Origin of the sequence: Aeromicrobium sp., assembly GCF_047607065.1 — a bacterium.
GTDB lineage: Bacteria > Actinomycetota > Actinomycetes > Propionibacteriales > Nocardioidaceae > Aeromicrobium.
This window is the reverse complement of record NZ_JASGDU010000007.1, coordinates 1-12,069: the sequence shown is the minus strand read 5'-3', so window position 1 is coordinate 12,069 and position 12,069 is coordinate 1. Positions and strand designations below refer to the sequence as shown.

Sequence of the window (12,069 nt, the reverse complement as noted above, 5' to 3'; positions counted from 1 at the left end):
TCAACAGGCTCAAGCAGTGGCGCGGTATCGCGATGCGCTCAGACAAACTCGCCCGCAACTACCGCGCTGGCATCTGCCTCGCCGCGACCCTGATCTGGATCAAGACCAACTTGATCAACACGACCTAGGCGGGTGGGGGCCAGTGGATGCGGCTCCAGAGGGCGTGGCCGATCAGCAGGGAGATGAGGCAGCCGATCCCGGTGTCGGTAACACGTTCGGCCATGAGCGATCCGTTGTCCCCGTGGTGACTCAGGCCCAAGATGACGACCACGAGCGGCGTCATCGCCAAGGTGTAGGCCGTGTAGTTCGCCACCTTCAAATGCCCGCGGATCGCGCCGATGACGCCGACCAGGGCGACCATCGCCCAGCCCGACAACAGCGCCAGCATGAGCGCACCGACGACGATACCGAGGGCGGTCCCGACGCCGCGCTGCAGCGTGCGGACCACGGCGGCGCGGTGGTCCCGCTGGACGACGATGATGACCGTCAGCAGGATCCACGTCGAATGCCCGCTCGGCAGGGCGAGCACGCACGCCATCGCCACCGCGAGGCAACTGGCGAGGCGCAGCGGATAGTGCCACGCCGCGAGACTGTGCAGACCGGTCCACCAGGCGGTCAGATCGGCCCGCCACGAGCGCCGAGCGGGGGCCTGCGGCAGCGGACTGCGAGCGATCAGCCGGGTCAGCGCATAGGCCAGCATCGTCAGGGCGGCCCCGCCGAGCGCCCCGACGGCGAACAGGCCCGCCACGCGCAGTGGCGTCAGGTCCGTCTGCACCACGGTCACCCCGATGATGGTCGCCACCTGCAGTTGCACGGCGGCCTTGGTCAGGCTGGGACGGATCGCCCCGAACACGGTCGCCGCAGTGGCTCCGGCGACGAAGGCCAGCGCGCCGAGCGGGGACAGGTCGCCCAACAGGGCGCCGAGGCCCGCGCCGACGGTGCTGACCGGAACGCTCGCGGCCAGCTCGGCGAATCGCGTCCTGGCCGGCCCGACCTGGCCGCTGCTGGAGACCAGCAGTGCCCCGACGGTGGCGACCACACCGTCGGCGAGGCGGTCGGTGGCGACGCCGGCGGCGAAGGGCACCGCGATGGCCAGCCCCGCCGCCAACATCTGCACCACGTCGACCTCGACGCGCTGCCACCGGCCGAGTTCGCCGAGCGTCACGCGCAGCGGCCCCGGCCGGTCGTCGCGGGCCGACGGATTCGGTGCGTCGGGCATGGCCCCAGCGTAGGGGCCGCCCCGACGGCGATCAGCCCTGACGGGCCTTCAGGCGCGGATTCTGCTTGTTGATGACATAGGTGCGGCCACGGCGGCGGACGACCTGCGAACCGGGCTGGTTCTTGAGCGACTTCAGCGAGTTGCGGACCTTCATCGGGGACTCCTGACGGTGGGGAGGGAGGAGATGTCGACCAGGCCGCTCTGGACGGCCTTGACGAGCCGTCGCGGGACGCGCACGGTGCGCCCCTCGACCGTGACCGGGACGAGCTGGGTTGCGGTGGCCTTCCACTGCGAGCGGCGGTGCCGGGTGTTGCTGCGGGAGGTCTTGCGTTTGGGGACGGCCATGATTTTCCTTTGCTTGAGTGGTGTCCCTTCGAGGCTCGGGCGCGGGGCGCCCTCGCACCTCAGGGACCGGCGAAGTCAGGCGGCGCGGGAGATGCGTCCGAGCCAGGGTTCGAGGCCGTCGTGGGCGACCTCCCAGTACAGGCCGCGGTCGATCTGCTCGGTCTCGGTCAGCAGGGCGCGTTGGAAGGCGTCGACCAGGGCCTCGCGTTCGTCATCGACCCCGGTGACCACGATGCGGGTCAGCGGGGTGCTGCGGCCCCACGGCGAGGCCGTGCCGATGCTGAGCTGTCCTCCGGCACCGTCCCACGCGCAGATCGATCCGGGCCGGGTCGGCAGCCAGAAGCAACCGCGCGAGCGGCGCGGCCCGCCGCCGAGCGCCTCGATGCCGTCGAGTAGCCGCCCCGGATGCAGGGGACGCGGCGAACGCAGGTCGAGCCGCCAGACGTGCTCCGATTCCAGCGGCGGCAGCGTGCCGCGCCGGACGACATCGACCCAGCGCTCGGTGCGGGCATGCTGGTGCAGGTCTCCGGTCAGCCCGGCCGGGTCGAGCGCGCAGGCGTCGCGCGCCAGGAGCGCGGTGGGCCGGGCGATGGCCTGGACCAGGTGGGTGTCCGGTTCGTCGAGATCGCCGATGGCCACGATGGCGTCGGCGTACTCGACCAGGGCGCAGTGCGCCTCGGCGAGGCCGCGGGTGTCGTCCTCGCTGGTGTGGGCGCCGCGCTCGACCAGCAGGTCGTCGCCGAGCAGGTCGTCGTAGGCGGTGGTGCCGTCGAGGGCGTGGACGACGGCGCTGATCCGCACGTGCGGGGCGATGCGACGGTCCATGGCGATGACCCGGCAGACCTGGAGGGCCTCGGCCGAGACCGGCAGATGGGCGATGATCGCGCCCCAGCGACCGGCTGCGGCCAGCCGTTCGAGCGTCGGGACGATGTCCTCGCGCAGCGCGCAGCTGACGCAGGCGTGGTCGAGGTCCATCTGCTCGGACTCCACCAGGCCGCCGAGATCGCTCACGCGCCGGGTCAGGGTCTGCGCCGCGACATCGAGGCTGTGCCGCATGACGGCGGCCTGCGGCAGGTCGAACTGCAGGCCGACGGTGGCGGCCTCCATGGCGGCGGCGTCGATCCCGGTGACGAGGATGACCGGAGTCGTGCGCGTCATCGGTCGGCTCCGGCCCGTCCGCCTCCGGTGCCGTAGCGACGGTGGAAGGCCTCGACGCGGCCCTCGGAGTCGACGACGCGGCCCTTGCCGGTCCAGAACGGGTGGCTGTCGCTGGAGATCTCGACGTTGACCACGGGGTAGGCGACGCCGTCGATCTCGACGGTCTCCTCGGTGGTGGCCGCGAGCGTCGACCGGGTCAGGACGGTCGCTCCGGACGAGGTGTCGCGGAAGACCACGGGACCGTAGGCCGGGTGCAGGTTCTTCTTCATCAGGTCCTCACGTATGCTTATTGAGAATGAGTCCCATAGTACAGAAGTCGTGAAGGAAGGAAGACCGACATGGCGGGAACCTGCCAGGTGACCGGTGCCGGACCCGGATTCGGTCACCACGTCTCCCACTCGCACCGGCGCACCAAGCGCCGCTTCGACGTGAATCTCCAGAAGAAGCGGTACTGGGTGCCGAGCCTCGGTCGTCACGTGACGCTGACGCTCAGCGCGCGGGGGATCAAGACCATCGACCAGCGCGGCATCGACGCCGTCGTCGCCGCGATCCTCGCCCGCGGGGAGAAGCTCTGATGGCGCGCAAGGGCAACGACGTGCGCCCCATCGTCAAGCTCCGCTCCACGGCCGGAACGGGCTACACCTACGTCACCCGCAAGAACCGCCGCAACGACCCGGACCGGATCGTGCTGCGCAAATTCGACCCCGTCGTGCGTCGGCACGTCGACTTCAAGGAGGAGCGCTGATGGCCAAGCGCAGCAAGATCGTACAGAACGAACGGCGCAAGCAGATCGTGGAACGGTACGCCGAGCGGCGGGCCGAACTGCGCAAGGCGAGCAAGGACGAGAGCCTGCCGATGGCCGAACGGATGGCGGCCTCGCGGGCGCTCGCCAAGCTGCCGCGCGACTCCGCGGCCATCCGGGTGCGCAAGCGCGACCAGGTCGACGGCCGCCCGCGCGGACACGTCGGCAAGGCCGGGCTGTCGCGGATCCGCTTCCGCAACGAAGCCCACGCCGGCCACCTGCCGGGCATCACGAAGTCGTCCTGGTAAACCGCGTGGCCGCCGGGCTGCGTCCGGGCGTCTGCTTCGCTGCGCTCGGCCCGTGGCGGGGACCCGTTAGGAGGTTCTGCGGGTAGGTCCGGCGGTTACCGGCGGGTGGCGCGGTGGGTGAGCCAGGCGAGGCCGGCCGCCACGAGCAGCATCCCCAGCCACGGGGTGGCGACGCCGGCCGCCGTCACTACGGCGTTGACCGCGCCAATGAGGCTGTCCCAGCCGGTGCGCAGGCCCCCGAGGAAACCGCCCGGCTCGACGTGGGCGGCCTCGGTAGTCGCATCGAAAGTCACATAGATCATCGAGAAGTCGACTTGTTCCCCCAGTGCCGCGCGCTGGGCTAGGAGACTGTCGAGTTCGGCTTGGCGCTGGGTCAAGCTGGACTCGGCCTCGATGACCTCGGCGGTGGTGGCCGAGGAGGCCAGGATCGCGGTGAGTCGGTCCACCGAGGTGCGCAGCGCGGCGATGCGGGCATCGAGGTCGCTCACCTGACTCGTGACGTCGAGCCGGTCCATCCAGCTCGACTCCACCTCGCCGAGGCCGCGCAGGTGCTCCAGGGCGGCGGTGGCATCGTCGGCCGGCACCCGCACGGTCATCTCGGTGTGCTCGTCGCGGTCCGCGCGATGATCGACGCGGCCGCCCTCGCCTTCGACCCACGCGCCGAACGCGGTAGCGGTCTTCGCCGGGTCGCCGGTGACGAGCCGCGCCTCGCCGGTGACGACGACGGCAGCGTCCTCGCGGGGGGCTGACTCGGTGGATAGGGCCTCGTCGGCGCTCGCCGGCATCGACTCGGCCGTCCCTTTGGTGAACATCTGCGAGGGATCGGCGGCGGTATCGCCAGGGGAGCCGGTGAGGGTGTGATTGTCGCGCGGAGAATCGACCAGGGCGGCCGCGCCGATGCCGCCGGCCAGCAGGAGGACCGCCAGGGTGAGGCCGCCGCCGACGAGGCGCGCCCGACGTCCACGGCGGCGCACAGCAGCCTCCACGCCGTCCATGACGTGTACCCGAAGGGCGGCGATGCGTGCCTCGTCGATCAGGGGCGTGTCAGGGGAATGGTCGTCGGTCATGTCGTCTCCCGGATGGCTCGCAGGTCGGCGCGCAGTGTGGCCCGCAGGCGTGACAGGCGGTTGCGCACCGAGGCATGGGTGAGGCCGAGGCGTTCGGCGGCCTCGGCGTAGGTCAGGCCGTCTTCGAGGCAGAGTTCGTACAGTGTGCGGTCGACCTCCGACAGGCGCGCCACCGCACGGGCGATCTCCTCCCGGACGCGGACGTTGGCGGCCGCCCGCTCGACGTCATCGCCCGCCGGTAAGTCGTCGGTCAGGGCGTCGTCGTGGAGGCGACGGCGTTGTGCCGCACGACGGGCGTTGAGGGCGGTGTAGCGGGCCGTGACGAGCAGCCACGGCAGCAGTGAGTCCTCGGTGGTGATGGTCGGGAGTTTGCGCCACGCGGTGACGAAGGTCTCCTGGGTCGCATCCTCGGCCGCAGCATGGTCTCCGAGGATGCCGTAGGCCTGCCCGTAGACCGGGCGCACGTGGCGGTCGTAGAGCTGGCCGAACGCCCCGCGATCACCCGCGCGGGCTCGCGCGGTCAGGCTCCGGTCGGTGGCATCGTCCACGGCTTGCCCTTTCGGTGGCGCGAGTGTTCCTCTGACCATAGATGTCCGAAGGCTGGTCAACCGTCTCGCCTTTACATGTCACATTCTCTTGTCAATCAACTTGACATGTCATAAGCTGATGTCAAGTGGGCTTCAGGAGGAGTGGCGAATGACGGTGTCAACCGTGGTCGACGGTCGCAGGATCGAATGGACCGACAAGAAGCGTTATCTGTGGATCATGGGGGCGATCATGCCCCTGATCCCGCTCATCATCTGGGGCGCCTACGCGGCGACCGAATGGAGTTTCTGGTGGTGGTTCGGCCCGGTGATCCTGTTCGTCATCGTGCCGCTCGTTGACCTTGTCGCCGGTCTCGATCCGAACAACCCGCCCGATGAGCTGATCGAGGCGCTGGAAGAGGACCGCTTCTACCGCTGGGTCACCTACGCCTTCATCCCGGCCCAGATCGCCGGCTTTCCGTGGGGCTGCCTGGTCATCGGCGACGGCTCCCTCTTCGGCTGGGACGTTTACGGCAACGCCGCCCAGGTGCTGCCCGGCATCGGCGATCACCTGTCGGTGGCTGACAAGATCGGCCTGGCCACCGGCATGGGCTTGGTCGCCGGCATCGGCATCAACACCGCCCACGAACTCGGCCACAAGAAGGAGGAACACGAGCGCTGGTTCGCCCGCATCGCGCTCGCTCAGACCGCCTACGGGCACTTCTTCATCGAGCACAACCGGGGTCACCACGTGCGCGTCGCCACCCCGGAGGACCCCGCTTCGGGCCGCATCGGCGAGACCGTCTGGGGCTTCATGCCGCGCACCGTCATCGGCAGCCTCAAGAGCGCGTGGGGGCTGGAACAGAAGCGCTTCGCCCGCCTCAAGAAGTCGCCGATCAGCCTCAAGAACGACCTCATCAACGCCTGGATGTTCACCGTCGTGCTGTGGGGCTTCGCGATGGCGGCCTTCGGCTGGCAGATCGTCCCGTTCCTCGTCCTGCAGGCGATCATCGGCATCTGGCTGCTGGAGAGCGTCAACTACCTGGAGCACTACGGCATGAAGCGCCAGAAACTCGCCTCGGGCCGCTACGAGCGGGTCAACCCCTCGCATTCGTGGAACTCCAACAACATTGGGACCAATGTGCTGCTGTACCACCTGCAGCGCCACAGCGACCACCACGCCAACCCCACCCGCCGCTATCAGGCGCTGCGCGACTTCAAGGACGCTCCGGTGCTGCCCACCGGCTACGCGGGCATGATCGTGCTCACCTGGATCCCCGCGATCTGGCGCAAGGTCATGGACGAGCGCGTGCTCTCGCACTACGACGGCGACATCACCCTGGCGAACATCCACCCGCCCAAGAAGGCCGCGTACTACGCGAAGTACGGTGCTGCCGACGCTGAACTGGAGGAGGCCGCCTGATGGCGAAGTTCATCTGTCCCAACTGCGAGTACGTCTACGACGAGGCCGCCGGAGACCCCCGCGAGGGGTGGCGCGCAGGCACGTCGTTCGCCGAGATCGACGCGGACTGGACCTGCCCGGACTGCGCGGTGCGCGAGCAGGTCGACTTCCTGCCGATCGAGGAATTCGTACACAACGACCAGGACGGCAACGTCGTCAGCGCCGAGACTCGCGAGCAGGCCCTCGCCCGGCAGCGGGCCGAGGTCGAGCGGGCGGCGCGTGAGGAGGCTCGGGCATGAAGGTCTGGGAATGCCAGCAGTGCGGCTTCATCTACGACGAGGCGCAGGGCTGGGAGGAGGAGGGCTTCCCGCCCGGCACGAAGTGGGAGGACATCCCCGACGACTGGACCTGCCCCGACTGCGGCGCGGCCAAGGCCGACTTCACTATGGTTCAGGTCGCCTGAGTGACCGTCACGACGTTCCGGGCCGAGACCCAAGAACTCCTGCGCGACCGGCTCCTCGATGCCGCGCTGGCGCTCATGGAGCGGCGCGGCTGGTCGAAGGTGACGATGGCCGCAGTCGCCGACGAGGTCGGGGTGAGCCGTCAGACCGTCTACAACGAGGTGGGTGCCAAGCGGGCGCTCGCCGAGCACCTGGCGATGCGCGAGTTGGCGCGCTTCCTCGATCTCGTCCGCGTGCGCATGACCGAGCGCGACGACCTCGTGCATGCGGTCCAGTGGGCGTGCGAGGGCGTGCTCGACCTGGCCGGGAGCAACATGCTGGTGCGGGCCATCGTCGGCTCGGTGCCCGGCGACCACCCGCCGGACCTGCTGGCGATCCTCACCGTCGACTCCGGCGAGATCGTCGAGGCGGCCTGCACCGTGGTCAAGCAGTGCGTGCTCGACAAGGGTCAGGTGCTGCCGTTGTCGGACGCCGAGCTGGACATTGCCGTCGAGAGCGTCGTGCGGCTCGTGCTGTCGGCGATCACCCGGCCCTCCAAGCCCGCCCCGGAGGCCGCCGCCGACATCGCCTGGATCCTGCGCCTCGCCCTCCGCGGCGCCTCGGCCTGACCGGACCGTGAGGTGCGAGGCCGCACCCTTCGAGGCTCGGCCGCGAGCGGCCTCGCACCTCAGGGACCGTCGCTCGCACCTCAGCCAGCGGGAAGACCGGGTTTGCCGGGGTCTTCAGATCCAGGCGGAGAACCACATGCGGGCCGCCCACGCCGAACGCGGGATGGTCTCGCCGGTCCAGATCGGGTGGAACCACCAGAACAGCGCCACCGTGACCGCGAGATAGGCCACGATGCCGCCGAGCAGCATGCGGCGCGATCCGCCGGCCGATGCGTCCCACACCTCCCGCAGCACGAGGGCGATGGCCACGATCATCAGCGGCAGCATCGTCACGGCGTAGAACGAGAAGATCGGCCGGTCGTCGAAGCGGAACCACGGCAGCCACAGCGCGCCGATCATCGCCAGGACGAGGCCGTGGTGCCACGAGCGCTCCCACACCCACAGCGCCGCCGAGGCGACGACCGCCGCAGAGCCGAGCCACCAGACGAGCGGATTGCCCAGCAGCGTGATGACCCGGATGCACGAATCGCCGCGGCCCGCATCGCACATGGCGGCCGGCAGGTCGTTCTGCGCCTCGACGCCGACCGGACGGTTCAGCAGCGGCCAACCCCAGGCCTCGGACTGGTACGGGTGGGTCTGCCCGGCCAGATAGTCGCCGGTGTGGAAGCGCCAGTCGAGCAGATGGAACTGCCACAGCTGGCTGAACCGGTTGCCGTCGCCGAGGTCGAAGCGCGCGGCGTACACCTCGTGATGGAGCAGCCATCCGGTCCACGTCGCCAGGTAGACCCCGGCGGCGACCAGCACGAGGGAGGCGAAGGCCGGGGCACCGACGACCGCGAGCGTGCGAATCCACCAGCCGGTCACGGAGCCGGCCGGACCACGCAAGGGTGATCGCCAGCGGCAGGCCGCCTCCCAGCCCACGACGAGCAGCCCGGCCACGGCCAACGGGAACAGCCCGCTCCACTTCGTCGCCACGGCCATCCCGAAGCACACGCCCGCCAGCAGCTGCCACGGGCGGACCGGCCGCCACCGCAGATCGACGTCGAGCCGCGTCACCATGCGGTCGCGGTCGGCCACGATGCAGGCGATGCCGGAGAGGATCCAGAAGGTCAGGAAGCCGTCGAGCAGCGCCAGGCGCGACATGACGAAGTGCATCCCGTCGACGCACAGCAGCAGCCCGGCCAGGCAGCCCAGCCAGGTCGAGCCGGTCAGGCGCCGCACGAGCCGGGCGAGGACCAGCACGGTCAGCGCGCCGACGACGACCGAGGCGATGCGCCAGCCGAAGGCGTCCATGCCGAAGGCCCGCTCGCCGAGGGCGATGAGCCACTTGCCGGCCTCGGGGTGGGCGACCTGGGTGGGGGCGTCGGTGAACAGGCCGGAGGTGATGCCGCGGGCGATTTGATCGTCGGCGGTGCTGGGGGCGTCACGCGCGTAGCCGACCTCCAGCATCGACCAGGCGTGTTTGGCGTAATAGGTCTCGTCGAAGAGCAGGTGTGAGGGCTTGCCGACGTTCCAGACCCGGACGACGAAGGCGAGCGTGGTGACGCCCAGGGGGCCGATCCAGCCCCAGGCGCGCTCGGACAGGCGCAGCACGCGCCCACCCTAGCCCGGCTGCGGGAACGCCGGAGGTGGCACGATGCAGGCATGTTGATCCTCGCGGGGACCTCGATCGGCCAAGTCGGGGACGTGTCGCGCCGGCTCGGTCCGGCGCTGTCGAGCGCCGATGTCATCGCGGCGGAGGACACCCGCCGGCTCGCGCGGCTCGTCGCCGACCTGGGCGTCGAGACGCGGGGGCGCGTCGTGTCGTTCTTCGAGGGCAACGAGCAGGCGCGCACCGGTGAACTTGTGGACCTGCTGCGGGACGGTCACACCGTCGTTCTCGTGACCGATGCGGGCATGCCGAGCGTGTCCGATCCGGGCTACCGGCTGGTCGCGGGGGCGGTCGAGGCGGGGGTGGAGGTCAGTGTGATCCCCGGGCCGTCGGCGGTGCTGACCGCGCTGGCCATTTCCGGGCTGCCGGTGGACCGTTTCGCCTTCGAGGGCTTCCCGCCGCGCAAGCCCGGATCGCGCGACCGGTTCTTCGCCGACCTGGCGAGTGAGCGCCGCACGCTGGTCTTCTTCGAGTCGCCGCATCGCACCGAGGCGACCCTGGAGGCCCTGGCGCGGGCCTTCGGCGCGGACCGCCGCGCGGTGGTGTGCCGCGAGCTGACCAAGACCTACGAGGAGGTCGTGCGCGGCACGCTGGCCGAGTTGGTCGCCTGGGCGCAATCCCAGGAGCAGGGGGTCCGCGGCGAGGTGACGCTCGTGATCGCGGGGGCGGCGGCCCCCGAGGTCGACCTCGATCCGTCGCGCCTGGCCGATCTGGTCGATCAGGCCAAGGCGTCGGGACTGAGCCGCCGCGACGCCATCGCTCACGTGGCCGCCGCGACTGGCGCGCCGAAGAATCTCGTCTACGACGCCGCCCACTCCTGAGCGCTGGATGCGCTGCGAACGTACCGCTCTGCGCGGTGCTTCAGTGCACTCAGTACTTCCCTGGGCCGATGCCGCTCGGTCCGCTACCAGGCACAACCCGTCCGCGCACCCTCTAACGCGGTTTCGCAGCCTTCTCCGTCTGAGATGTTAGTATGAGAAAGCTGTGCCTGGTGCGGCAGCCTCCTCTTTCCTCATTTCTGTGTAAGGCTTCTTGTGATCGTGAGTAAAAGGTTCCGGCTGCTTCCTGCGTTGGCCTTGATGGCCGGTGTCGTGGTGACCGGTTGGGTGGCTCCCCCCCCCGCAGTAGCTAGCACCACGGTCACTCCGGTGACGTGGGAGAACACCACGGGCGAACTGACGAGTTATGCCTCCTCCCGGAGTCTCGGTTCACCGCACCCCGACCCTTCGGCCACCACGCCGGCCACCAATGATCTGGTGACACCCTTCTTCGCGGGTACCGATGCCACGGTCACGATTCCCGCCGACACCACCGGCGTCCCCGTGGGCTATGAAGGTAACGACAGCAATCAGATGTATCGCATGATGCAGGCGAAGTTGGTCCCGCCCGCAGCCGCATGCGCCGACGGCGGCGGATTGGCGACCGTGTCGGCCACGATGACCATACGCAACAACGGCCCGGCGAACGGCCAAGGTTTTGTGGGTGGGTTCAGTCTGGTCAACGGCACGACCGTGCTCTCCGGTGGAAGCCTGCCGAATAATTTCGCCAGAAACGTGTCGGTCACCCGGACCGTGACGGCTACGGTTCCGGTCGCTGACGTCGCGGCCGGGACCATTCGGCTGAACCTGGCCGTGGAGACCTACCACGTGGGCAGCAAGTCGTGGACGTTCTCGAACTTCTCTTCCTCCTACGTGCTGCGCTGTCCGCCGGTTCCGCACGAGGACGCCCCGGTCGAGATCGGCGCGGGGCCGTATACGGTCGATCTGCTCGGCAACGACGACCAGGATTCGACGGATACGCCTGCGGCGCTGGACCCCGCGAGCGTGCAGTTGTGGAACCCCACGACCAGCACGTGGGGCACCTCGTTGACGACCGCCGACGGCACGTACGCGGTCGACACGACGACCGGCCAGGTGACCTTCACTCCGACCGACCCGAACTTCTCCGGTGCGGTGACCGAGCCGGTTCGCTACCGTGTCTCGAACACCGACATGACGGCGGCGATGCGCACGAGTTCGCCCGGTGACGCCTACGGTGAGTCGACCTTGACGCTCACGGTTACCGAGCCTGCGGTTGATGACAGTGCGGTGGTGGTGCCGGGTGCTCCGGTCACGGTGGATGTGTTGTCCAATGACGGCATTACCGATGTTGACTCGGGCACGTTGTCTCTGGTGGATCCGGATACGGGTGATCTGGTGACCACGTTGACGGTCGATGGCGGCGTGTGGGAGGTGGTGGACGGGCAGATCGTGTTCACGCCGAATGATGATGTGTCCACGACCCCGCCTGGCCCGGTGACGTATGTGGTGGAGGATGGCGACGGGAATCCCTACAGCGCCGTGCTCACGGTCACGGTGGCTGAGCCTGCGGTTGATGACACGGCGGTGGTGGTGCCCGGCACCCCGGTCACCGTCGATGTCCTCGGTAATGACGGCATCACGGACGTGGATACCGGCACGTTGCGTCTGCTGGATCCGGCCACGGGCGAGCTGGTGACCACGCTGACCGTTGATGGTGGCGTGTGGGAGGTGGTGGACGGGCAGGTCGTGTTCACGCCGAACGACGGCGTGTCCACGACCCCTCC

At 69.4% G+C, this 12,069-nt stretch carries 17 protein-coding genes; 9 read left to right on the top strand and 8 right to left on the bottom strand.

Annotated elements, in window-relative coordinates:
* Positions 1 to 124: 124 nt before the first annotated feature.
* The 5 genes from QM597_RS00745 to QM597_RS00725 all read right to left on the bottom strand — a co-directional run bounded on the left by QM597_RS00745 (position 125) and on the right by QM597_RS00725 (position 2,991).
* A complete protein-coding gene (locus tag QM597_RS00745) occupies positions 125 to 1,219 on the bottom strand; it encodes an FUSC family protein (RefSeq protein WP_415002964.1) in 1,095 nt (364 codons plus the stop codon).
* A 31-nt stretch (positions 1,220 to 1,250) separates the two neighbouring features.
* Positions 1,251 to 1,373, bottom strand: a complete 123-nt coding sequence (ykgO, locus tag QM597_RS00740; protein WP_344200703.1) for a type B 50S ribosomal protein L36 — start codon at positions 1,371 to 1,373, stop codon at positions 1,251 to 1,253.
* Positions 1,370 to 1,564, bottom strand: coding sequence for a 50S ribosomal protein L32 (rpmF, locus tag QM597_RS00735; protein WP_415002963.1), 195 nt, complete (start codon positions 1,562 to 1,564; stop codon positions 1,370 to 1,372). The genes ykgO and rpmF overlap by 4 nt, the downstream gene beginning before the upstream one ends.
* A gap of 75 nt (positions 1,565 to 1,639) precedes the next feature.
* Positions 1,640 to 2,722, bottom strand: coding sequence for a GTP-binding protein (locus tag QM597_RS00730; RefSeq protein WP_415002962.1), 1,083 nt, complete (start codon positions 2,720 to 2,722; stop codon positions 1,640 to 1,642).
* The gene (locus tag QM597_RS00725; protein WP_415002961.1) at positions 2,719 to 2,991 is read right to left on the bottom strand and encodes a type B 50S ribosomal protein L31; all 273 of its coding nucleotides are present in this window, start codon (positions 2,989 to 2,991) and stop codon (positions 2,719 to 2,721) included. Before QM597_RS00725 ends, QM597_RS00730 begins: the two co-directional genes overlap by 4 nt.
* A 69-nt stretch (positions 2,992 to 3,060) precedes the next feature.
* Here QM597_RS00725 and rpmB point away from each other — a divergent pair, with 69 nt between their 5' ends.
* From rpmB to rpsN, 3 genes are read left to right on the top strand one after another with little or no spacing between them, the layout of a single operon-like run.
* Entirely contained in the window at positions 3,061 to 3,297 is a 237-nt protein-coding gene (gene rpmB / locus QM597_RS00720; RefSeq protein ID WP_415002960.1) for a 50S ribosomal protein L28, read from the top strand.
* On the top strand, positions 3,297 to 3,467 hold the full coding sequence (gene rpmG / locus QM597_RS00715; protein ID WP_415002959.1) for a 50S ribosomal protein L33: 171 nt from the start codon (positions 3,297 to 3,299) through the stop codon (positions 3,465 to 3,467). Before rpmB ends, rpmG begins: the two co-directional genes overlap by 1 nt.
* Positions 3,467 to 3,772 carry a 30S ribosomal protein S14 gene (gene rpsN / locus QM597_RS00710; RefSeq protein ID WP_415002958.1) on the top strand — a complete coding sequence of 102 codons (306 nt, stop codon included), beginning with the start codon at positions 3,467 to 3,469 and terminating at the stop codon, positions 3,770 to 3,772. Before rpmG ends, rpsN begins: the two co-directional genes overlap by 1 nt.
* Before the next feature lie 95 nt (positions 3,773 to 3,867).
* Here the strand turns inward: rpsN and QM597_RS00705 are convergent, their stop codons facing one another.
* Together QM597_RS00705 and QM597_RS00700 are read right to left on the bottom strand one after the other, a co-directional pair.
* On the bottom strand, positions 3,868 to 4,839 hold the full coding sequence (locus tag QM597_RS00705) for a DUF4349 domain-containing protein (RefSeq protein ID WP_415002957.1): 972 nt from the start codon (positions 4,837 to 4,839) through the stop codon (positions 3,868 to 3,870).
* Positions 4,836 to 5,387, bottom strand: coding sequence for an RNA polymerase sigma factor (locus tag QM597_RS00700; RefSeq protein ID WP_415002956.1), 552 nt, complete (start codon positions 5,385 to 5,387; stop codon positions 4,836 to 4,838). Before QM597_RS00700 ends, QM597_RS00705 begins: the two co-directional genes overlap by 4 nt.
* Positions 5,388 to 5,535: 148 nt before the next feature.
* Between QM597_RS00700 and QM597_RS00695 the strand changes: the two genes are divergently transcribed.
* From QM597_RS00695 to QM597_RS00680, 4 genes are read left to right on the top strand one after another with little or no spacing between them, the layout of a single operon-like run.
* Positions 5,536 to 6,786 (top strand): alkane 1-monooxygenase, encoded by a 1,251-nt coding sequence (locus QM597_RS00695; protein WP_415002955.1) that lies wholly within the window; start codon positions 5,536 to 5,538, stop codon positions 6,784 to 6,786.
* Positions 6,786 to 7,064, top strand: a complete 279-nt coding sequence (locus QM597_RS00690) for a rubredoxin (RefSeq protein ID WP_415002954.1) — start codon at positions 6,786 to 6,788, stop codon at positions 7,062 to 7,064. The genes QM597_RS00695 and QM597_RS00690 overlap by 1 nt, the downstream gene beginning before the upstream one ends.
* A complete protein-coding gene (locus tag QM597_RS00685) occupies positions 7,061 to 7,228 on the top strand; it encodes a rubredoxin (RefSeq protein WP_415002953.1) in 168 nt (55 codons plus the stop codon). The genes QM597_RS00690 and QM597_RS00685 overlap by 4 nt, the downstream gene beginning before the upstream one ends.
* Positions 7,229 to 7,834, top strand: a complete 606-nt coding sequence (locus QM597_RS00680; RefSeq protein ID WP_415002952.1) for a TetR family transcriptional regulator — start codon at positions 7,229 to 7,231, stop codon at positions 7,832 to 7,834.
* 114 nt (positions 7,835 to 7,948) lie between these two features.
* Here the strand turns inward: QM597_RS00680 and QM597_RS00675 are convergent, their stop codons facing one another.
* Entirely contained in the window at positions 7,949 to 9,427 is a 1,479-nt protein-coding gene (locus tag QM597_RS00675) for a dolichyl-phosphate-mannose--protein mannosyltransferase (RefSeq protein WP_415002951.1), read from the bottom strand.
* A gap of 51 nt (positions 9,428 to 9,478) precedes the next feature.
* On the opposite strand from QM597_RS00675, the gene rsmI reads away from it, so the two are divergent.
* Together rsmI and QM597_RS00665 are read left to right on the top strand one after the other, a co-directional pair.
* Positions 9,479 to 10,306, top strand: coding sequence for a 16S rRNA (cytidine(1402)-2'-O)-methyltransferase (gene rsmI / locus QM597_RS00670; protein WP_415002950.1), 828 nt, complete (start codon positions 9,479 to 9,481; stop codon positions 10,304 to 10,306).
* 219 nt (positions 10,307 to 10,525) lie between these two features.
* Positions 10,526 to 12,069: Ig-like domain-containing protein (locus QM597_RS00665; RefSeq protein WP_415002949.1), on the top strand; the 1,544-nt coding region annotated here is incomplete at its 3' end.

Coding starts and splice junctions, on each gene's coding strand:
- QM597_RS00725 (WP_415002961.1), bottom strand. CDS start 2,991: ATGAAGAAGAACCTGCACCCGGCCTACGGTCCCGTGGTCTTCCGCGAC.
- QM597_RS00745 (WP_415002964.1), bottom strand. CDS start 1,219: ATGCCCGACGCACCGAATCCGTCGGCCCGCGACGACCGGCCGGGGCCG.
- rpmG (WP_415002959.1), top strand. CDS start 3,297: ATGGCGCGCAAGGGCAACGACGTGCGCCCCATCGTCAAGCTCCGCTCC.
- rpmF (WP_415002963.1), bottom strand. CDS start 1,564: ATGGCCGTCCCCAAACGCAAGACCTCCCGCAGCAACACCCGGCACCGC.
- rsmI (WP_415002950.1), top strand. CDS start 9,479: ATGTTGATCCTCGCGGGGACCTCGATCGGCCAAGTCGGGGACGTGTCG.
- QM597_RS00705 (WP_415002957.1), bottom strand. CDS start 4,839: ATGACCGACGACCATTCCCCTGACACGCCCCTGATCGACGAGGCACGC.
- rpmB (WP_415002960.1), top strand. CDS start 3,061: ATGGCGGGAACCTGCCAGGTGACCGGTGCCGGACCCGGATTCGGTCAC.
- rpsN (WP_415002958.1), top strand. CDS start 3,467: ATGGCCAAGCGCAGCAAGATCGTACAGAACGAACGGCGCAAGCAGATC.
- QM597_RS00730 (WP_415002962.1), bottom strand. CDS start 2,722: ATGACGCGCACGACTCCGGTCATCCTCGTCACCGGGATCGACGCCGCC.
- ykgO (WP_344200703.1), bottom strand. CDS start 1,373: ATGAAGGTCCGCAACTCGCTGAAGTCGCTCAAGAACCAGCCCGGTTCG.
- QM597_RS00690 (WP_415002954.1), top strand. CDS start 6,786: ATGGCGAAGTTCATCTGTCCCAACTGCGAGTACGTCTACGACGAGGCC.
- QM597_RS00685 (WP_415002953.1), top strand. CDS start 7,061: ATGAAGGTCTGGGAATGCCAGCAGTGCGGCTTCATCTACGACGAGGCG.
- QM597_RS00695 (WP_415002955.1), top strand. CDS start 5,536: ATGACGGTGTCAACCGTGGTCGACGGTCGCAGGATCGAATGGACCGAC.